At 40.5% G+C, this 21784-nt stretch carries 20 protein-coding genes; 13 read left to right on the top strand and 7 right to left on the bottom strand.

The window, feature by feature from the left end; all coding sequences use genetic code 11:
- Position 1: 1 nt before the first annotated feature.
- The 8 genes from J2Y37_RS02195 to J2Y37_RS02160 all read left to right on the top strand — a co-directional run bounded on the left by J2Y37_RS02195 (position 2) and on the right by J2Y37_RS02160 (position 5816).
- Positions 2 to 1015 (top strand): adenosine kinase, encoded by a 1014-nt coding sequence (locus tag J2Y37_RS02195; RefSeq protein ID WP_349031697.1) that lies wholly within the window; start codon positions 2 to 4, stop codon positions 1013 to 1015.
- Positions 1016 to 1031: 16 nt separating this feature from the next.
- Positions 1032 to 1340, top strand: a complete 309-nt coding sequence (locus J2Y37_RS02190) for a Rieske (2Fe-2S) protein (RefSeq protein WP_121930323.1) — start codon at positions 1032 to 1034, stop codon at positions 1338 to 1340.
- 21 nt (positions 1341 to 1361) lie between these two features.
- Positions 1362 to 1973, top strand: coding sequence for an OB-fold-containig protein (locus J2Y37_RS02185; protein WP_004671317.1), 612 nt, complete (start codon positions 1362 to 1364; stop codon positions 1971 to 1973).
- Between the two features lie 513 nt (positions 1974 to 2486).
- On the top strand, positions 2487 to 2678 hold the full coding sequence (gene cydP / locus J2Y37_RS02180; protein ID WP_241322510.1) for a cytochrome oxidase putative small subunit CydP: 192 nt from the start codon (positions 2487 to 2489) through the stop codon (positions 2676 to 2678).
- A complete protein-coding gene (locus J2Y37_RS02175) occupies positions 2678 to 4255 on the top strand; it encodes a cytochrome ubiquinol oxidase subunit I (RefSeq protein WP_349031696.1) in 1578 nt (525 codons plus the stop codon). Before cydP ends, J2Y37_RS02175 begins: the two co-directional genes overlap by 1 nt.
- Entirely contained in the window at positions 4252 to 5397 is a 1146-nt protein-coding gene (cydB, locus tag J2Y37_RS02170) for a cytochrome d ubiquinol oxidase subunit II (protein WP_349031695.1), read from the top strand. The genes J2Y37_RS02175 and cydB overlap by 4 nt, the downstream gene beginning before the upstream one ends.
- Positions 5398 to 5413: 16 nt before the next feature.
- The gene (gene cydX, locus J2Y37_RS02165) at positions 5414 to 5515 is read left to right on the top strand and encodes a cytochrome bd-I oxidase subunit CydX (RefSeq protein WP_000270276.1); all 102 of its coding nucleotides are present in this window, start codon (positions 5414 to 5416) and stop codon (positions 5513 to 5515) included.
- Between the two features lie 4 nt (positions 5516 to 5519).
- Positions 5520 to 5816 (top strand): cyd operon YbgE family protein, encoded by a 297-nt coding sequence (locus tag J2Y37_RS02160; RefSeq protein ID WP_241322513.1) that lies wholly within the window; start codon positions 5520 to 5522, stop codon positions 5814 to 5816.
- Positions 5817 to 5980: 164 nt separating this feature from the next.
- Here the strand turns inward: J2Y37_RS02160 and J2Y37_RS02155 are convergent, their stop codons facing one another.
- The 7 genes from J2Y37_RS02155 to J2Y37_RS02125 all read right to left on the bottom strand — a co-directional run bounded on the left by J2Y37_RS02155 (position 5981) and on the right by J2Y37_RS02125 (position 16583).
- Positions 5981 to 6538, bottom strand: coding sequence for a GNAT family N-acetyltransferase (locus J2Y37_RS02155; protein WP_349031694.1), 558 nt, complete (start codon positions 6536 to 6538; stop codon positions 5981 to 5983).
- 48 nt (positions 6539 to 6586) lie between these two features.
- Positions 6587 to 7267, bottom strand: a complete 681-nt coding sequence (locus tag J2Y37_RS02150; protein WP_349031693.1) for a DUF2057 family protein — start codon at positions 7265 to 7267, stop codon at positions 6587 to 6589.
- A 264-nt stretch (positions 7268 to 7531) separates the two neighbouring features.
- A complete protein-coding gene (locus J2Y37_RS02145; RefSeq protein WP_004670907.1) occupies positions 7532 to 8161 on the bottom strand; it encodes an NTP transferase domain-containing protein in 630 nt (209 codons plus the stop codon).
- Positions 8158 to 10938 carry a molybdopterin-dependent oxidoreductase gene (locus J2Y37_RS02140; RefSeq protein ID WP_349031692.1) on the bottom strand — a complete coding sequence of 927 codons (2781 nt, stop codon included), beginning with the start codon at positions 10936 to 10938 and terminating at the stop codon, positions 8158 to 8160. The genes J2Y37_RS02145 and J2Y37_RS02140 overlap by 4 nt, the downstream gene beginning before the upstream one ends.
- Positions 10939 to 11022: 84 nt before the next feature.
- Entirely contained in the window at positions 11023 to 12645 is a 1623-nt protein-coding gene (gene nirD / locus J2Y37_RS02135; RefSeq protein ID WP_349031691.1) for a nitrite reductase small subunit NirD, read from the bottom strand.
- Between the two features lie 11 nt (positions 12646 to 12656).
- Entirely contained in the window at positions 12657 to 15203 is a 2547-nt protein-coding gene (gene nirB, locus J2Y37_RS02130; RefSeq protein WP_005196768.1) for a nitrite reductase large subunit NirB, read from the bottom strand.
- Positions 15204 to 15230: 27 nt separating this feature from the next.
- On the bottom strand, positions 15231 to 16583 hold the full coding sequence (locus J2Y37_RS02125) for an MFS transporter (RefSeq protein WP_349031690.1): 1353 nt from the start codon (positions 16581 to 16583) through the stop codon (positions 15231 to 15233).
- 533 nt (positions 16584 to 17116) lie between these two features.
- Between J2Y37_RS02125 and J2Y37_RS02120 the strand changes: the two genes are divergently transcribed.
- From J2Y37_RS02120 to accC, 5 genes are all read left to right on the top strand, one after another.
- A complete protein-coding gene (locus J2Y37_RS02120; protein WP_004670897.1) occupies positions 17117 to 17707 on the top strand; it encodes an ANTAR domain-containing protein in 591 nt (196 codons plus the stop codon).
- Positions 17708 to 18742, top strand: a complete 1035-nt coding sequence (locus J2Y37_RS02115; RefSeq protein WP_349031689.1) for an ABC transporter substrate-binding protein — start codon at positions 17708 to 17710, stop codon at positions 18740 to 18742. It abuts the gene before it with no gap.
- A gap of 716 nt (positions 18743 to 19458) precedes the next feature.
- The gene (aroQ, locus tag J2Y37_RS02110) at positions 19459 to 19908 is read left to right on the top strand and encodes a type II 3-dehydroquinate dehydratase (RefSeq protein ID WP_004670893.1); all 450 of its coding nucleotides are present in this window, start codon (positions 19459 to 19461) and stop codon (positions 19906 to 19908) included.
- A 26-nt stretch (positions 19909 to 19934) separates the two neighbouring features.
- Positions 19935 to 20354, top strand: a complete 420-nt coding sequence (accB, locus tag J2Y37_RS02105; RefSeq protein WP_004670891.1) for an acetyl-CoA carboxylase biotin carboxyl carrier protein — start codon at positions 19935 to 19937, stop codon at positions 20352 to 20354.
- A gap of 17 nt (positions 20355 to 20371) precedes the next feature.
- Positions 20372 to 21736 carry an acetyl-CoA carboxylase biotin carboxylase subunit gene (gene accC, locus J2Y37_RS02100; RefSeq protein WP_005196765.1) on the top strand — a complete coding sequence of 455 codons (1365 nt, stop codon included), beginning with the start codon at positions 20372 to 20374 and terminating at the stop codon, positions 21734 to 21736.
- Positions 21737 to 21784 lie beyond the last annotated feature (48 nt).

Genomic DNA, 21784 nt, shown 5'->3' with positions numbered 1-21784 from the left:
CATGGCAACTGTTGATCTTTTTGCAATTGGAAATGCACTCATTGACCAAGAATTTAAGATTTCAAATGAGTTTTTAACACAACAAGCATTGCAAAAAGGTACGATGCAGTTGGCTGATGGTGATGCGCAAGCGGCGTTATACCAACAATTACAAGACACACAGACTTATAAAGGTCAAGCCAGTGGTGGTTCAGCAGCCAATACAACAGTTGCATTTAGTGCATTAGGTGGTACAGCTTTTTATGGATGTCGTGTTGGGAATGATGAATTAGGCTCAATTTACCTAAAAGGTTTAAATGACGCTGGCATCAAAACAGCCATACAATCCATCAGTGAAGGCGTAACAGGTACTTGTATGGTACTGATTAGCCCTGATTCTGAGCGCACCATGCACACCTATCTCGGCATTACCGCTGAATTAACGGCTAAACAAATCGACTTTGAACCATTAAAAACGGCGAAATGGCTATATATCGAAGGCTATTTATCGACCAGTGATACTGCACGCAAGGCAGTAAAACAAGCGCGAGAAATAGCAAAAGCACATGGCGTTAAAATCGCACTATCGCTTTCCGATCCTGCAATGGTGCAATACGCACGTCAAGGCTTAGAAGAACTATTGGATGATGGTGTTGACTTATTGTTCTGTAACGAACAAGAAGCATTGATGTTTACCAATACAGAAAATCTTAATGATGCAATTGACGTATTAAAATCAAATAATCAACATATCGTTATTACCCAAGGTGCAAACGGCGCAATGATTATCGATCCTGAACAGCAGTTCCATGTCGCTGGTCGTCATGTTGATGCCGTAGATGCGAATGGTGCTGGTGATGCATTTGCAGGTGCATTTTTATATGCAATCAATGCAGGTTTAAGCTTAGAAGCCGCAGCTCAACTCGCGATCTTAATTTCAAGTGAAGTTGTTGCCCAATTTGGACCTCGTTTAGCTGTCGATAACTACGCTAAACTATTTGAGCAATTTAAAACATCGCAACAGGAATGTGCTTAACATGGAAAAGATTTGCATGACTGAGGAAGTCCCTGAACGTGAGTCTCGTGCATACGATACTTTAAAAGGAACAACCATTTTCGTTACTCAAAAAGATGGCAACTTTTATGCCTATCAAAATGTTTGTCCGCATTTGCAAACAGAGCTTGAGTATTTAGAAAATCAGTTTTTAGATCAAGATCGTGAATATATTCAATGCTCTACCCATGGTGCATTGTTTTCTGTAGAAACGGGCGAATGCATTTCTGGACCATGTCTGGGTGACTTCCTTGAAAAAGTAAACTTGGAAGTCCACTCCGATGGTGGTATTTATATCATTGATTGATACCTAAGCTAGAATTCTGCGATGACTGAGTTTTTTTTTAATTACTACCTGATGCCATTTCACATGAGCGTGGTTGCTTTAATTTTGCTCAGCATTGCAGAAACGATTGGGATTCTGATTGGTTTACGACCAAGTTCTTTAGTAAAAAAATTTACACCTGAATGGATTTTAAACTCACCGTTATTAGACGTTAAATTTTCTAAATATCTAATCGTTGTTTTTTTACTGATTAATTTTAGTTTTGCGGGTTATTTTCTCGAACTTTCTTTCTTTGCTATTCAGCATTATTTCATTTCGCCTTACTATCTCTTTATACCTGCATTAATCATCGACATTTTTTTTACGGTATTTATGATCCATTGCTTAGATCAAGTGATCAAGCCAAAAGTCAATCAGACCCACGCCAACCTTGTTGGCCGTTTAGCTACAATTTCCACAGGGAATGCACGTCCCGGGTTTTCTGCACAAGCACGTGTGCGTGATGAATTCGGACAACTTTATTATGTTCAAGTTGAGCCAGAATATGGTGAATTAGAACTTCAATCCCAAGTGCTCCTCATCAGCCAAAAATCCAATGCATATTATCTCGCAAAAAAAATATCGATTTCAAATAAACTGTTCACCCCAGATTAAGTTCGAGTTTAGACCGTATTTTTACAAAAAATTACAATAAAGTCACTTAAAAATAATGCTCTCGCCTACTCGCTTAAAATTCAAGTTTGAGCAAAAAACAAAAAACGAAATGAATTGCATTTACATTAACAAATCCAGACTAAAATACTTGGTTCTAATGACTATTTAATCTAAATCTTCTTTATTTTAAGCTATAGATTCGCAACTGCATGTAAATATTATATATATTTAATTCATACCATTTCAATCAACTTTAAAATAGATTAAATCAAATTAAAACCAACCATTTTAATTTGATTTATATTTTTTAATTATAAGTAATTTAGTCGGATTTAAAATACAGAAAACAAAGTATTTTAGTTGGTTAATAAAATTAATTATAAAAATAAATATAAATTATTGATTTAAAACATAATTAATGAAAACAAACCCATCAAAACCTCATAAATTTTATTTTCAATGCATTTTAATTAATAATAAAAGAATCTCCCGTTTAATATGAAATGCAGTTCTATGAACATAATTTCAAATGATCAAAATCGGCGATTAATTCGAGAAATCACGATCATTCTTATTATTAAAGTAATCCTTCTCTTGGTCATTAAACACATTTGGTTTGATGCACCAACGATTCCAAAAGATTTTAACAATCAAGTTGCCGAGCGTATTACAGGCAATCCATCTAACACTCAGGAGACACGTTGATGATTTCTGAAAGCGTGGTCGATCTTTCGCGGTTCCAGTTTGCAATGACTGCGATGTATCACTTTCTTTTCGTTCCGCTGACTTTAGGTCTCGCATTTATTCTGGCCATCATGGAAACCACCTATGTGATTTCAGGCAAAGAAATTTATAAAGACATGACCAAGTTTTGGGGAAAACTCTTTGGGATTAACTTCGCTTTGGGTGTCACCACTGGTTTAACCATGGAGTTTCAGTTTGGTACCAACTGGGCTTATTACTCGCACTATGTTGGCGATATCTTCGGTGCACCCCTCGCAATTGAAGGCTTAATGGCATTCTTCCTTGAATCAACCTTTATTGGTTTGTTCTTTTTTGGTTGGGATCGACTCTCTAAATTTCAGCATTTAGGCGTGACTTGGCTGGTTGCAATTGGTTCAAACATGTCAGCTCTGTGGATTCTAATTGCCAATGCTTGGATGCAAAACCCAGTCGGTGCAGCATTTAACTATGAAACCATGCGAATGGAATTGGTGGATTTCGGAGCATTGATATTCAACCCAGTTGCGCAAGTCAAATTTGTGCATACCGTTTCAGCTGGCTATGTTACTGGCGCGATCTTTGTTCTCGCAATCTCAAGCTATTACTTGTTAAAAAAACGTGACTTGCCCTTTGCACGTCGTTCTTTTGCGATTGCAGCAATCTTCGGTTTAGCATCAACATTGTCTGTCATTTTACTAGGTGATGAATCAGGTTATGAGTTGGGTGATGTGCAAAAAACCAAACTCGCTGCAATTGAAGCAGAATGGCACACTGAACCTGCACCTGCTGCATTTACCTTATTTGGTATTCCTAACCAAAAAGAAATGCGTACCGATTATGCGATTAAGATTCCTTATGCAATGGGGCTGATCGCAACTCGATCAACAGATAAACAAGTCACTGGCTTACATGACTTGATGAAAGAACATGAAGTCCGTATTCGCAATGGTATGGTGGCATACAGTGAGTTAGAAAAACTTCGTGCGGGTGATCGCTCTCCGGAGTTACTCGCATCATTTGAGAAAAATCAAAAAGACTTAGGCTATGGTCTTTTATTGAAGAAATATTCTCCAAACGTAGTGGATGCGACTGAAGCACACATTCAAGCTGCAACCAAAGATACCATTCCGAACGTAGCCGCACTTTTCTTCTCTTTCCGTGCCATGGTCGCCTCTGGCTTCCTGATGCTCGTACTCTTCCTTTTAGCAACTTGGGCGGTTGTTAAACGCAATGCCGAAGACAAACCTTGGTTGCTCAAATTTGCGTTATTCTCGCTCCCACTCCCATGGATCGCAGCGCAAACAGGTTGGTATGTGGCTGAAGGTGGTCGTCAACCATGGTCTATTGGTGAGATTTTACCAACCCATTTATCTGCTTCAAGTGTCAGTGCTGGCGATGTGTGGGGATCAATTATTGCGCTTGCGGCGTTCTATACCGTACTGCTTATTATTGAAATGTACCTAATGATCAAGTTTGCGCGTCTAGGCCCAAGCTCTTTGCACACTGGTAAATATCACTATGAAAGACTAGAAGCAGAAACAGTGGAGGCTCAACCATGATCGAATATGAATTACTAAAAATTATTTGGTGGGTATTGGTTGGTGTCTTATTGATCGGCTTTGCCCTCACCGATGGTTTTGACATGGGTTCAATGGCACTCATGCCATTTGTAGGTAAAACTGATTCTGAACGTCGCGCCGCAATTAACACAATCGCACCGCACTGGGATGGTAACCAAGTTTGGTTTATTACAGCTGGTGGTGCACTGTTTGCGGCATGGCCAATGGTCTATGCCGTTGCCTTCTCTGGTATGTATTGGGCACTACTACTGGTCCTCTTTGCGCTTTTTTTACGACCTGTCGGATTTGACTATCGCTCCAAATTAGAAAATACCCAGTGGCGTAACGCTTGGGATTGGGGTCTTTGTATCGGTGGTGCTGTTCCTGCACTTGTGTTTGGTGTTGCATTTGGAAATTTATTTCTGGGCTTACCTTTCGGTTTGGATGACACGTTACGCTCGCAATACACGGGAAGCTTCTTTGCACTGCTCAACCCATTTGCGCTCATTTGTGGTGTTGTAAGCCTAACAATGCTCTGTGCTCATGGCGGTGCATGGTTAATGTTGCGAACAGATGAAGCGCTCTATCAACGCTCTGCTAAAGCGACACAGATCATGGCTACTATCTTCCTTATTTGCTTCTTAGCGGCTGGTGCTTGGTTATGGTTTGGAAATATTGAAGGTTTTAGCTACGCTACTGCAGTTGATACCAACGTTGCGTTAAACCCACTTGCAAAAGAAGTTGTGACCAATGCCAATCACGGTTGGCTAAATAACTATACGACTTTTCCAATGACGATCGCCGCGCCTATTGCTGCAATTCTAGGTGCAATATTGGTGATCATCAGTGCAACCAAACATAAAGCTGCTGTGAGTTTCACTGGCACGAGCTTAATGATTGTCGGTGCAATCTTAACTGCGGGCTTTGCATTATTTCCATTCTTATTGCCATCAAACATAGATCCTGTTTCAAGCTTGACCATGTGGGATGCAGTATCTAGTCATAAAACACTCGGTGTGATGACTGTTGCTGCATGTATTTTTGTTCCTCTCATTTTGATTTATACCTCTTGGTCTTATTACAAAATGTGGGGTGTCATCACCAACAAACACATTGAAGAAAACTCACATAGTTTGTATTAAATCAAGGAGATGTGAAATGTGGTATTTTGCGTGGATTCTAGGCATTTTGATGGCATGTTTCGCAGGTGTGCTCAGCGCACTGTATATCGAACATCATCAAAATTTAGATGAGGAATAATAAAATGGCGAAAGCAATGGCAACACCGAAGAATAGTAAAGCTCAAGTGCTTGCAATGACCGTTTCGTTTTTGTTGGCATTGCCACTTGCTGCTATTTTATTGGTACATCCATCACTGATGCTTGATGCGAACGGACACTATAATCATAGCTTACTCATGTTGGTAATGATTGGTATCTCAGGTGGATTCATTCATGGCGTTGGGTTTATACCAAGATTCTGGTTGTGGAAATGGTTATTCAGTCCTTATATCGCATGGCCATTAATGATTTTGGGTTACTTTATCTGGATCGGTAATTGACGCCCAACAGATCAAATGAAAAGAGGAAGTGGATTCACTTCCTTTTTTTTCGATATGAATTCCCATTGAGGTTTTATTAACATCTCACCCACATCGCAATATCAACACTTTGTCATTACAACGAAATTACAAACACGGCGCTTTTAATCAAACTGCTCAATTCATTAAGATTTTACCGATATATTTCTGCTTATTAATTTTCTCATTTCAATCAATTGCGTTGGTACAAGGGGTTGCCCGACACCTGCCTCTAGCGGATAAGACTCCTTTCGCCCAGTCATTTGATATCCACGTCGCTGGTAATAAGCAATAAGTTCAGAGCGCACATCCAATACATACATCATCAAACTCGCAACCGCATGATAATACTCCTCCACGTATTCCTCTACGAAATGAAGCATCTCACGCCCATATCCTAAGTTTTGCACCGTAGGATCTATCGCAAAGGTGCCAATTTCAACTCTCGTTTTATCAAAGGTTAACCCTATACAGGCAATAATATGCCCAAGCTCATTTTCAGCGACGAACAATTCAAATCGAGATTGTTCCAATGCCTGACTTAATTGCTGTTGGGTAATGCGTTGCCCACAAATAAAATCTTTTTCAGTTGTCCAACTTCGACTTGATTGGGTTCGGTAAGCGATATTAATTAATACAACAAGCTGTTCTAAGTCATCATTTTTTACTTTTCTAATATTTAAAGACATTTCTATTTCTGGCACTCAATAAAAAACCGATGATAACATCGGTTTTATAAAACAATGGATAAGTTAGTTGCTTTGACCAGCTAACCAAGCCATAAACTTTTGACGTTCCGCTTTAGATGCTTGCTGCCATAGCTCAACCAATTGTTGATCTGTCGTTTTCACTGCGCCAACTGTAGCAGCAGTAGTTACAGCGACTGGTGCGCTAGCAACGGCTGCTTGTGTTTTACCCGTAACTGGTGCTGGTTGATTTACCGTATTATTCTTATTTTTTTGGGTCAAATCCAAAGTACGACTTAATAAATTATTACCCGAGAACCAGGGTTTCGCTTCATTATTTGCACCCGTTTGCTGTACGACGAGTTGTTTATTTTGGTCATAGAGTGCAACGGTCGGCTGTTCAGCATATTTTTTTGCAGCTTCAAAATCTTTTGGTGCATTGACCAGAGCTAAACGATAGCTTTGATTATCCTTTAAGTTTTGAGCTTGGATCGTAACCACACCAGATTTGACAATGTCATGCTCGCCAGTTAAATGCTCAAAATACTCACGGTAACGAACATTAACCGTTAAATCACCTGCATCAACTTGATAGTTATTTTTACTTGAAGGAAGTAATCCTGAATTCACTTCTTGACCATTTACAGCCAGAATCACAATTTCTTCAGGTGCAGTGATCGTAACCGCTGAAAAGACTGAACCACTGAATAATAACCCGAAAGCAGCAATACCAACTCTTAAAGACATTAGACTCTTCTCGATATAAACTATTTATGAAATCGTATGCACTATGCTACGAGATTGTGACTATTTTATGACAAAAATATTTTTATAACAAAATCAATAAATTAAAATAAGTCAGTGTAGGGCGAATGATCAGCTTTTTCTATGCATCACACATTAACTATAACTATGTTATTAATAGATTCGTCGCCAATTTTTTAATCTACTACGAAAATCTCACATCGACAACAAAATCACTTTACAAATAAAGTATATAAAACAAAACCATTAATTTGAAATAAGCATCCGCTTAAAATCTTTGATCTGCTGATATTGCTGTAATTCATCTAGAGAATTTATGCTATGACAAAATAAACTTTGCTTCTGAAATGAGACATTTTGTGCATGTAAAAGTTTAAAACATGCACGCAAACTTAATTTATTTGCTGTTATTTGTTTTTCTAAAATCTGCAAACTTTGTCTTTTTAATAAGCAAAATGGATATAAAGCATCGCCATTAATCATGACATAAGCCACTTGAGCGAGCGTACTTTTCTGCAAAGCACGATGAAGTTTTGCCAAAACCTGATTTGGGATATAAGTCACATCACAAGGAATGAATAGAACATAGTCCGATTGTACCTGTGACCAAGCGCTTTTCATTCCCATCAAAGGTCCAAGGAAACCACTTTGATCATCTGCATAGCACTGAATATCAGGTTCAATATGTTTATAAATCGAACTATCACGGTGACTATTGACCCAGATATTTTGCACTTCAGCTTTAAAATTTTGACAGATTTTTGAGAGTTGAACTTGGTCATCAAATTGTTGTAAAAGTTTGTTCATACCGTTCATACGGCGTGCTTGCCCTCCCGCCAAGATCACCAGATCTGTAGCGGGAAATTCTGTATTCATACTTCTGCCTCCAACTGACAGGTTTTGATCAGGCCACGAATCTCGGGTAAACATGAACCACAATTTCCGCCTGCTTTTAAACATGCAGTCACTTGTTTTTCATGCGTGATATTTTGGGTTTTAATGGCTTCGATGATTTTATTTTTACCTACTTTAAAGCAACTACACACCAATGGTCCATCGTTATTCGCAGCCGACATCGGCATACCAGCCAACAAAGCTTTACGATGTAATGCACTCAATCGCTCACGTTTAAATAGCCTAGCAACCCAGTCTCGATCAGGCAACAACTCTGCTGGTGCTATATATAAACTAGCAATAAGAATGCCATCCTTCAAAATCACACTATGACTCAATTGTGCTGAAACATCATCCAGACTTAACCATTCATAGGTTTCATCGACAAAAGGTAAGAAGTTTTTAAGATTTCGTTGCGTTTGATCAAAATTATGGCGGTCTGCAATCTCATAACGCATTGCTTTAGCCGTCTTAATCTTGGTCCACCAAGCACAGGTTTGTAGTGAGTTTTTGATGTGAGATTCAAACCCCTCTCGAACATACAACACACCTTGCCAAGTGGTATGGAAAGGCTGAATCACGACAGGAGTATGCTTGAATTCAGGTTCTCCTGAAATAGCATCTACCACGGGGTTGACCACCTTACCAATTCGAGCATCGGAGGCCACTTGTTCAGTCCAATGAATCGGTGCAAAGATTTGTCCACGGCGTACACCATGCGCCAGCGTCACACGTAATACACAACTGCCCCATGCTGAACGCACTTCGACTAAACCTTTATCACGGATACCAAATTTCAAGGCATCATTGGGATGAATTTCACAAAAAGGTTCAGCTCGGTGTGTAGTCAAATTCTCTGATAAACCTGTCCGTGTCATGGTATGCCATTGGTCACGGATACGACCTGTATTCAATATCAATGGATAATCTTCAGAAGTCGCATAGACAGGATCGATCGCAACCGTAGGAATCAATTTAGCCTTGCTATTTTTATGGCTAAAGCGCCCTTGATCAAAAAGTTGCTCAACCGCAATACTTTGGCCTTTTTCCCAAACGGGCCATTGAATAGGTTGTAAGTGATTATATTCATCTACGCTTAAATCCATTAAGCCTTTCAAGTTGAAATAACGAAAATTTTCGACCTGATCACGCTGATCTAAGCTAGCATTTTCATAGGCGGACAGCGCTGCATGTTCATTAAAAATATCGCAGGCATTATTAAAATCAAAGCCACTAAAACCAAGCTTCTTCGCCACCTCACACACGGCCCACCAATCTGCTTTGGTTTGTTTTGGTGCGGGTAGGAAAGCACGTTGACGAGAAATGCGGCGTTCAGAGTTGGTCACTGTGCCATCTTTCTCACCCCAACCTAAAGCCGGTAACAGTACATCGGCATAAGCAGTGGTATCTGTATCTGCACATATATCAGAAACAACCACAAACTCACATTTTTCCAAAGCACGTTTGACTTGATCAGCATCAGGTAAGCTCACCACTGGATTGGTCGCCATAATCCAAATCGCTTTGATCTTGCCACTTTCGACTGCTTGGAATAAATCAACTGCTTTCAAGCCTGCTTGATTGGCAATCACAGGGCTGTTCCAAAAATTTTGTACAAGTGTTTGATGCGATGGATTATCAATATCCATATGCGCTGCCAGCATATTCGCCAAACCTCCAACTTCACGCCCACCCATTGCATTGGGTTGACCTGTCATCGAAAAAGGCGCAGCACCTAATTTACCAATTTTTCCCGTCAATAAATGGCAATTGATAATGCTATTGGCTTTATTTACCCCTTGAGAGGATTGATTTACGCCCATAGAGAATAAAGTGACGACTTTTTCAGTATTGGCAAACTTATCAAAAAAAAGTTGTAATTTTTCCGCAGAAATACCCGTACGCTTCACCAAGGCATTAAAATCTTGTTCGCTATGACTCGCCTCTAAAAGTGCTTGCAAACCTTCTGTATAAGATTCAACAAAATGATGATCTACAAAATCATTGTGATATAAATGCTGCAATAAACCATTAAATAAAGCGACATCCTGCCCCGGTAAAATTGGCAAATGTAAATCAGCTTGTTCACAGGTACTAGTAAACCGTGGGTCAACCACCACCACAAATAAATCTGGATTTTTAGTTTTTGCCTGCATGATGCGTTGATATAAAACGGGATGGCACCAAGCCGTATTTGAACCGACCAATACCACCATATCGGCATGTTCAAAGTCTTCATAACTTGCAGGGACGATATCCTCGCCAAAGGCACGTTTATGTGCAGCTACAGCAGAGGACATACATAGACGCGAGTTGGTATCGATATTCGCCGTGCCAAGATAACCTTTCACGAATTTATTGACCACATAATAATCTTCAGTCAATAACTGACCCGACACGTAAAATGCAACGCTGTCACGACCATATTGATCGATACAGGCTTGGAATTGGTCTGCAATTTTCTCAATGGCAGCATCCCAAGTGGTAGCTGTCCGATGATTTTTACGCCCAAACATTGGGTTCAAGACACGTGTTTCTAAACCTAAAGTATCTGCTAAATTACTGCCTTTGATACAAAGTCGACCAAAGTTAGCTGGGTGTGTTGTATCTCCAGCTACCTGTACAGTTGTGGATTGTGCTTTATGCTGGACGGCAACATCCACACCACAACCAACACCACAATAGGGACAAGTTGTTTTTGTAATGATTTTTTCTACATGATCGGAGCGAATGTGTTCTAAATTTTGAATACTGTTCATGACTGCCCCTTACCTAATTCATTTCTGCCTACATTTCACATTCTATTTTTGGCTTAGGAGGTGATCCCCCTAAGCCAAAGAGGATTACCCAGCTTTTTTCATTGCAAAATCTTTACCAAATAACAGTTTATTTCTAAATGTCGACACTGGCGTTTGATCCGCAATCAGTTCGGCATACCACATGCCATCTTCGGTATCACCAAATAGAACTGCACCAATCACTCGATCCTTTTGGATAATAATACGTTTGTAAATTTGGCGTTTCTCGTCGTTAAGAATGATGTCTTCATAGTCGTCTTTCGGTTCAAAGTTACCCGCTGAGAACACATCCACACCACTGACTTTAAGCTGCGTTGGAACCGTTGGTGATTTGAAAGTCAAACTACCATGCTCTGCCAAATGAGTTGCACAGATAAATGCTTGTCCCCATAGCGGTTCAACCAGACCAAAGGTTTGATTACGGTGTTCGATACACTCACCCACCGCATAGATACTTGGATCAAAGGTTTGCATGGTGTCATTGACCAAGATACCACGATTACAACGTAAGCCTGCGCTTTGTGCCAATGCGATATTTGGACGGATACCGACGGCAAAGATCACAAGATCAGCGTCTAAAACAGTCCCATCTTTTAAACGAACTTGTTTAACATGATCATGTTCATCCGCAATCAAGGCTTCTGTATTTGCCTCAGTAATAATATTGATGCCTTTCTGCTCGATACTATGGCGTAACATCGCACTTGCTCGACTATCAAGCTGACGCTCCATGATACGATCCATCAAATGCAATACCGTGACATTCATGCCACGCTGTACCAGACCATAAGCAGCTTCTAAACCAAGTAAGCCTCCACCAATCACCACTGCATTCTTCTTGCTTTCAGCATATTTGATCATGGTATTTACATCGTAAATATCACGGAAGCTGATCACACCTTTGAGATCAACACCTTGAACTGGCGGAATGAATGGCGACGATCCTGTCGCAATAATCAGACGATCATAATCAACACTTTCACCTTTTTGGGTATGTACGGTTTTGCGTGTACGATCGATCTTTACCGCAGGATCATCAGCGATGAACTTGATGCCTTTATCGCTATACCATGCATGTGGATGCAGCATAATGTCATCAATAGTTTTTTCACCTGAAAGAACTGGCGACAACATAATACGGTTGTAATTCCCCCAAGGCTCTTCACCAATTACGGTCACTTCATAACGATCTGGCGCCATATCGAGTAAGTCTTCCAGACAGCGCATGCCCGCTAAGCCATTGCCGATAAGCACTAGTTTTAATTTTTCTTGAGAAGCACCGTTATTTGTGATGTAAGTCTTTTGTGGGACTGGACTCACCCATACCCGACCTTCTTCAATTTTAGTTGGAAATACCAAAAGCTTTTGATCTTTATCTTCTAAACATCGCCCTGTCGCTAAACTGAAATGCTGCTTATAGATCGGCGATGCAATCACACGCTCGCCTTGCAAATCACCAATAATGCCACGACACATCACATTCGCTTGGCTAAACGGATCTTTATTACTCAATGCATAAATACGTTTTTCATGACCGACTCGGAACAAGGCCACTGTTTGCTCACCCACCAATGCTCCTACACCAGTATTGGGTGTAATGTCATTTAAAGCACACACATCGATCCATTGATCTTCAGGAAGAATATTTAAATCTTTTAAGTTCGTCATTTTAATTCTCCTTATGCTTCAACCATTGGAATACGATCAACTGAACGCTCAGCATCATTCAACGGGCGGATTTGATCACGTACTTGGGTAAACTGAATGTGTGGATCAGCTTGTTCATCTGCACTTGCATTAATATAAGTTTGGAAGCGTTTGCGGATTTCAGGATTTTCCACCGCAGTACGCCATTCATCTTGATAAGTACCAATCACATGACTCATACGATTTTCAAGTTCTTCTGCTAGACCCAATGAATCATCGACAATCACGGCTTTCAAGTAATCTAAACCACCTTCCATATTGTCACGCCATACGCTAGTACGTTGTAAACGGTCAGCCGTTTGGATATAGAACATAAAGAAGCGGTCAATATAACGGATCAACGTTTGGGTATCTAAATCTGATGCCAGCAACTCAGCATGACGAGGCTTCATACCGCCGTTACCACAGACGTATAAGTTCCAGCCTTTCTCAGTTGCAATGACACCCACATCTTTACCTTGCGCTTCGGCACACTCACGCGTACAACCCGAAACCGCCATTTTCAATTTATGTGGTGAACGTAAACCTTTGTAACGATTCTCAAGTTCAATCGCTAAGCCTACAGAGTCATCAACGCCATAACGACACCATGTGCTACCCACACAAGACTTCACAGTACGTAATGATTTACCGTAAGCGTGACCTGATTCAAAGCCAGCAGCGTTGAGTTCTTCCCAAATGAATGGAAGCTCATGGATTTGCGCGCCGAATAAGTCGACACGTTGACCGCCAGTGATTTTGGTATACAAATTATATTTCTTGGCAATTTGACCGACCGCAATCAATCCATCTGGTGTAACTTCACCGCCTGCCATACGTGGCACAACTGAATAAGAACCATCTTTTTGGATATTACCCAAGTAGTAATCATTACTGTCTTGTAAGCCTGCATGACTTGGTTCAAGCACAAAATCATTCCAGCAAGAAGCTAAAATATTGGCAGCCGTTGGCTTGCAAATATCACAACCTAAACCATGACCATGTTGATGAATCAAATCATCAAAGGTTTTGATTTCATTGACCCGGACCAAGTGATACAACTCTTGGCGTGAGTACGGGAAGTGTTCGCAAATATGGTTATTGACCGTAACACCTTGGCGTTGTAACTCTGATTTCAATACTTGAGTAACGAGTGGCGCACAACCACCACAGGCGGTTGCAGCTTTAGTGCATTTTTTCAAAGCACCGAGTGAGGTTGAACCATCACAAATTGCTTGGCAAATATCTGCCTTAGACACGTTATTACATGAACAGATGGTGGCACTATCAGGTAGTAAGTCAACACCACTTCCACCAGCTTTCGCGCCTGTGTCAGAGAAACCTGGCATAATTAAACTTTCAGGCGTTTCAGGCAATGCCAAGCCATTCAGCATCATTTGCAATAGATCGTTATATTCGGCTGCATCACCCACCAAAACCGCGCCAAGCAGTTTGGTTTTATCGGCATCGACCACGATCTTTTTATAAACCAAGGCATCTTCATCAGCATAGAAATAGCTGAGAGAGTTTGGAGTCATACCATGTGCATCACCCACTGATGCAACATCGACACCCATCAATTTCAGCTTGGTGCTCATATCGGCACCTGCGAAACTGTGCGTTTCCTCAACCAAAATATGTTTTGCTGCAATACGTGCCATGTCATAGCCCGGTGCAACTAAACCATAAATTTTGTTATCCCACAGCGCACATTCACCAATCGCATAAATATTTTCGTTTGAGGTTTGGCAGTAATCGTTAATTTTAATACCACCGCGCTCACCGAGAACTAAACCACTTGAACGTGCAAGTTCATCGCGCGGACGAATACCTGCTGAAAATAAAATGATATCGGTTTCAAGCTCGCTGCCATCAGCAAACTTCATCACATGCGTTGCTTCTGCACCTGCTTCAATAGAAGATGTTGCTTTTTGGGTGTGAACTTTCACCCCAAGATTTTCAATTTTACGACGTAATACTTTCCCACCCAAATCATCAATTTGCACTGCCATCAAACGTGGTGCAAATTCAACTACATGTGTTTCTAAGTTTAGATCACGTAATGCTTTCGCTGCTTCCAAGCCAAGTAAGCCACCACCAATCACCACACCAGTTTTGGCATTTAAACTCGCTGCTCGAATCGCATCCAAATCTTCAAGCGTACGGTAGACAAAGCAATTTTCACGATCATTACCTGATATTGGCGGAACAAAAGCATAAGAACCTGTTGCCAACACCAATTTGTCATAGTGAATCACATCCCCATGATTCGTGGTAACAGTCTGTTCAATCGTATCAATCGCAGTTGCTTTGGTGTTTAAGCGTAAATCGATTCCGTGCGCATCGGCAAAATCAAAACGTGCAAGTGACAAGTCTTTTGCCGATTTACCAGAGAAGTACTCAGTCAAATGTACACGGTCATAAGCAATACGTGGTTCTTCTGCAAGAATGGTGATTTCCAACTCATCATCAGCTTTCTCTAAAATGGCTTCGATGAATTTATGACCTACCATGCCGTGACCAATCATCACTAATTTCATTGTGTTTCTCCTAAAATCTGATTTCGATTAAGCTGCGCTGTTTTGTTCTGCGTGGCGTTCTACAAGAGCTTGTTCAAATAAGCGTTGTTCTTTTTCTTTATGCTCTACCGAGAATCGAATGAACATCACAGAACCCGCAGTGATCACAACTAAACCACCTAAAACCATTAAACATGTTTGAATATCCAACATGCCTTTTAATAAAAATCCTGCTGCAACAGCACCGACGTTACCACCTGCGCCAATAATGCCTGCCACACCACCTAGAGCTTCACGATCAATAAATGGAACCAGTGCGTAGGTTGCTCCACATGCCATATGAGTGAACAATGCGAAGATGGTCATGCTGAGAATAGCTAACGTAACGCTGTTCATTTGAGAGAAAAGGATCAAGAACAACCCCTCACCCAAAATCAGTAAAAATAGAATCTTAGTACGTCCGTCCAAACCTCGCTTCAATGCGACTTTGTCTGAAACCATGCCACCTAATGCACGGGCAAATAGTGCCAACAAACCAAAGATACCTGCCGCTAAACCCGCTTCTTTTAAACCAAAATCAAAATGTGTGACGTAATACATTGCGATGATGTTATGGATGAAGATCTCAATACCAAAACACGCTGCATAAGAGACAAATAATATCCACACACGATAGTTGCGCGCCGCATGCATCAGAATCGCCATCCCGCCTTTTTTATCGCTACCAACCGAGATACCCTGTGCACGAAGCTCTTTAAAGTTTCCTTGTGGGCAATCTTGCGTATATTTCCAGTAAAATCCCCCGACAATGACCATCAACAGGCCAGGAACAAGTAGTGCGATTCTCCACCCCATTGCCTGCTCGACACCGAACATCACCAACGCTGCAAGCATCAATGGCATTAAGACTTGAGTCGCACCGCCACCAGCATTACCCCAACCAGCAGAAGCAGCATTTGCAGTCCCCACCACATTCGGTGCAAACATAATGCTGGTGTGATATTGCGTAATCACAAAACTGGCACCGATCGCACCAATCAATAAACGGAAAAATAAGAAAGATTCATAGCTATTTGCAGAAGCAACACCAAATACAGGAATACTCCCGATCAGCAATAATGCGGTATAGGTTTTGCGTGGACCGTATTTGTCACACAGTGGTCCAACGATAAGACGAACGACAATCGTGATCGCGACAGCTGCAATATTGATATTGGCAATTTGATCTATGGTTAAATTGAACTCACCTGCAATCACAGGCATAAGAGGAGCACAAGCAAACCAAGCAAAGAAACAAACGAAGAATGCAAGCCAACTCATGTGGAATGCACGCATCGCTGGTGCGGAAAAGTTGAATAACTTAATTGATGTGGCTTTTTTGGCCGATAAATCTAAAGACATTGCCATCTCTCCTTTACTGAACGTGTACTGTGTTGTTGACACAAACATTGTGTAAACAAACCGATCAGATCGGACATCGTTGGCCGTCTTACAATTTTTTTTGAAAAGTCGTCTTTGACTCAGTATTTAACAAGCAAATGCTGTGCCAAACAAACCAATAAAAAAGTAAAAATAAGGTTAACCACTGTTTTATATGTATTTATTAGTAAATTACAGACATCATAGATATAAGTGAAACACATCTTTTACCCCTAAAAAGTGGGATGACCTGTTTTAAAGCACAATTCACCTTGCTTCATAACAACACTTTTTACGCACCAAAAAGTCTCATATTCAGTTTTTTAACAGTTCCAGCCAAGATTTCATTTTTTCAAATAAACGTGCGGCGATACAATAAAGCGCATAAACTATCTACTTCTGGGGCATTTGCACCGAATCGGAAGTTTTCTGATGGCACTAATATTGCTTAAAAAATAATACTCACAGCACTTTATTCAGAATGTGCATATACCGACAGTTTGACTCTTATACTTATGCCGAAACTCAAAATTGTTCTCATTGACGATGATCAGGCTCGGGCGGAATACATTAAAACCTGTTTAACAGAACATGACTTTGATGTAGTCGCTTGTTTTACCTTAGATCACCTTAATATTTTTAATCTAGAACACCTTCAAGCAGATGTCATTTTGCTTGATATGGATCACCCGCATCGCGATGTGATTGAGAACTGTGTCAGCAGTTTTGACTTACCTACTGTACTTTTTACCAAAAACACGGATAAAGACACTATAAAACAAGCGATTGATGCGGGGATTACAGCCTATATCGTCGATGGTATTGACCCTTCTCGCTTACACACCATTTTAGAGATATCCATTGAGCAATATAAAAAGCATAAAAAGCTAGAAGGTGATCTTAAAGATGCAAAAACCAAACTTGCAGACCGTAAAGATATAGATAAAGCCAAAGTATTATTGATGAAACTGCACGGTTTGAGTGAAGACACTGCCTTTCAATTACTTAGAAAAAATGCCATGAGTCATCGTATGACTATTGGTGAGATGGCTCGTCGCTTGCTCGATGCGCAACAACTATTAAACAACCAATTAAAGGATGAATAGATGAGCCATTTAGCAAAATTAGAAAAAACCCAATTACAGCTCGGCTACATCCCTTTACTTGACTGCGTTGCATTACTTTGGGCTAAACAACGTGGCTTCTTTGATGATGTGGGCTTAGATATTAGCTTAGTACAGGAAGCATCTTGGGCAAGCCTACGTGATCGACTTGCCTTTGGTTTACTTGACGCTGCTCATTGCTTATCGGCAATGTTACCTGCAGCAGCAGTGGCAGCCGATCAAATTGGCATCCCATTACAAACCCCTTTAGTTTTGAGCGAAAACCGTGCATTTATCAGTCTAAGTCAAAAGCTCTGTTATGAATTAAACATTCAAAAACAAGACTCGGCTGAAACTTCTGCACAGAAATTGGTGCAAAAAATAAAGACAAATCATCCTATTTCCTTAGCCCACGTATTTCAGCACTCTATTCATCACTATTGCCTAAGAGAATGGTTAGCGTTGGCCGATGCGGATTTAGCACACTCCATTCAGGTAAAAACGCTTCCACCGCCTTATATGGCTGAAGCGCTCAGCAATCATTTAATCGATGGTTTTTGTGTTGGAGAACCATGGAATACTCAACCTGAACTGCTTGGATTAAGCCATATCGTTTGTTCAAGCCAAGATATTATTCCCAACGTTGCAGATAAAGTATTGGCAGTTACCCAAGAATGGGCACAACAACATCCTAATACTTTGATCGCTTTAACCAGTGCCATTATTAGAGCACAACGTGAACTTAGAGAGCTCGAAGATTTTGCACCCGTCTGGCAGCTTCTGATTGAATTTGAGATTATTCAATTCAACTGCTCACCAGAGGTTCATGTTGAAAAGTATTTTAATATTCAAAATATCATACGAAACTTCATTCACGATGATGCTGAACCCAAGCAAAAAGACTTTGCATGGTTATTTGAACAAATGCAAAAATGGCACAGTCCTAATATCAAGGCATCTTCGTGTACTGATCCAGCACAAAACTGCTTGTTATTAGACACTTACTCTGCCGCAGAAAGTGAAGCGATAAAATCTTAGCGTAAAAAAAGCTGCCTTTAAATATAAAGACAGCGCTGAAAGACCCAAAAGAGACCACGCCAATCAAAGCAGTCTCTTAAGTAATAGTGATATTACTCAAATAAAGCTTATCTTTTTCGGACATTTTCATGTCATTAACTGCCATCCAAAATATAGAAATGCATCACTTTTGCCAATTCATAAACGCAAAGTGATGCCTAACAAACAATCAGCTTGGCAGATTTAGCTAAATCTAGCCGCTGATTCAGCGGTAACATGCAACAGGCCAAGCGCTGATATGCATAAACATCTAAATAATTAGGGTTAACCCATATGTAGAAAAAACAATAAAATCAAATAAAAACAATATATTAAATTATTATACTCAGGCTTATTTTTTAATTTGAATATGCTTAGGCTTTATAGATCTATGGATCATAAATGAGTTAAATATCATAATATTTGATGCATATTGACTGTCAAGTTACACAAATCCTCTGAACCAATTGGTGTAATTCAGTTTAGAATATTAAAAAATAAAATAAGGTGAATTTTGTCATTTTTTAACATTGCCAATTCCTTGCAAAGTTTTCATTATATGCACCATGCTTGGTATGCGAATTTCTTAATTGACGAAAAGAAATTATAAAAAAATTGTAGAATTTTGTGCCATAATAAGCAAACTTTGCAGACATCTTGCAAAACACATTTGCAGTTTTAGAATTGGAGCAGGCTGAATGAGCTCAACCATTTTGGTGATTCACGGACCGAATTTAAACTTGCTAGGAAAGCGTGAACCAGAAGTTTATGGCCATCTCACTTTAAGTGATATTGACCAACAACTCACCGCTCAAGCTAAAAATGCGTCACTTATACTAGATACATTCCAAAGTAACTGGGAAGGTGCGATTGTTGATCGTATCCATCAGGCACAAAATGAAGGGGTGAAATTGATCATTATCAACCCCGCTGCCCTCACCCATACTTCGGTTGCATTACGCGATGCACTGCTTGGTGTTGCGATCCCATTTATTGAAGTTCATTTGTCGAATGTTCATGCACGTGAAACATTCCGTCATCACTCATATCTATCAGATAAAGCCATTGGCGTGATTTGTGGCTTAGGTGCTAAGGGTTATTCCCTTGCACTCGATTACGCTATCGAAAAAATTCAATCTACTAATTAATTTAAACATTTCAGGAATGCTCACTCATGGATATCCGTAAAATCAAGAAACTCATCGACCTGATGATTGAATCTGACTTACAAGCGATTGAAGTTAAGGAAGGTGATCAATCCATCTCGTTGACTCGTCCAACACCTGTTTATGCATCTGTCGCGGCTGCACCAGCGGCTTCAACTCCAGCAGCAGCACCCGTTGTAAAAACGCCACGCGGTGCGGTTGAAACCTCGCCAATGGTCGGTGTGTTCTATGCAGCACCAAGTCCTGGTGAAGCACCTTTTGTCAAAATTGGTCAAACGGTATCTGCAGGTGAAACCCTAGGGATCATCGAAGCAATGAAGATCATGAACCCAATTGAAGCAACTCAAAGCGGTGTAATCGAAGAAATCTTAGTGAAAAACGGTGACGTCATTCAGTTTGGTCAACCACTTTTCCGCTACCGCGCCTAATACATCTGGGGATTTCTATGTTGCAAAAAGTATTAATTGCAAACCGTGGTGAAATCGCTTTACGAATTACTCGGGCTTGCAAAACACTTGGTATTAAAACCGTTGGTATTTATTCTGATGCTGACAAAGATTTGATGCATTTACGCTTTGTAGATGAAGCAGTATGTATCGGACCGGGTACCACAAGTGAAAGTTATTTAAATATTCCTGCAATTATTACTGCCGCAGAAATCACTGGTGCTGATGCAATCCATCCGGGTTATGGCTTTTTATCTGAAAATGCCGAGTTCGCTGAGATTATAGAAAGTTCAGGTTTCACTTTTATTGGTCCTCGTCCTGAGCATATTCGTCTCATGGGGAACAAAGTTTCAGCAATCATTGCAATGAAAAAAGCGGGTGTACCAACTGTACCGGGCTGTGACCACGCTGTTACGATTCATAATGCACTTGCTGAAGCCAAAGAAATCGGCTTCCCACTGATCGTAAAGGCCGCATCTGGTGGTGGTGGTCGTGGTATGCGTATTGTTGAACGTGTGGATACACTGCTTGAGTCTGTTCAAGCTGCACAACGTGATGCGGAAATGTGGTTCGGTGACGATACGGTTTATATGGAACGTTTCTTACAGAAACCTCGCCATGTCGAAGTACAAATCCTCGGGGATGGTAATGGCCATGCGATTCATTTATATGATCGTGATTGTTCATTACAACGTCGCCATCAAAAGGTTTTAGAAGAAGCACCTGCACCGAATCTACCAGAACAAGCCCGTGCTGATATTTTAGAGGCTTGTGTAAATGCCTGTAAGCTTATGCAGTATCGTGGTGCTGGTACATTCGAATTTTTATTTGAAGATGGTGAATTCTTCTTTATCGAAATGAATACACGTGTTCAAGTTGAACATCCAGTCACAGAAATGGTGACGGGTATTGATATTATTGAACAACAACTTCGTATTGCTGGTGGTTTAGGCTTAGACCTTCAACAAGACGAAATCGAAGTCAAAGGCCATGCGATCGAGTGTCGTATCAATGCCGAAGACCCAACTAACTTTATGCCTTCTCCTGGCAGAATTGACAACTTCTACGCACCGGGTGGCGCGGGTATTCGTTTAGATTCTCATATCTATCAAGGTTACAGCATCCCGCCCTACTATGACTCAATGATTGCAAAACTCATTGCACATGGTAAAGATCGTGAAACATCTTTAGCGCGTATGCGTCAGGCATTAGATGAAATGATTTTGACAGGGATTAAAACCAACATCCCTTTGCATAAAGATTTGATTTTGAAAGATAAGAATTTCTGCGAACAAGCAATGGATATTCATTATCTCGAAAAACATTTACTGAAACAGCTTGAACCAAAAGCTGAAAAAGTCTAAGTAAAAGCTGCAATAAAAAACACCGCTTATGAATCATAAGCGGTGTTT

The organism is Acinetobacter sp. 3657 (assembly GCF_031456775.1).
Taxonomy (GTDB): domain Bacteria; phylum Pseudomonadota; class Gammaproteobacteria; order Pseudomonadales; family Moraxellaceae; genus Acinetobacter.
The sequence above is the reverse complement of the archived record's forward strand: the minus strand, read 5'-3'. Positions and strand labels throughout refer to the sequence as shown.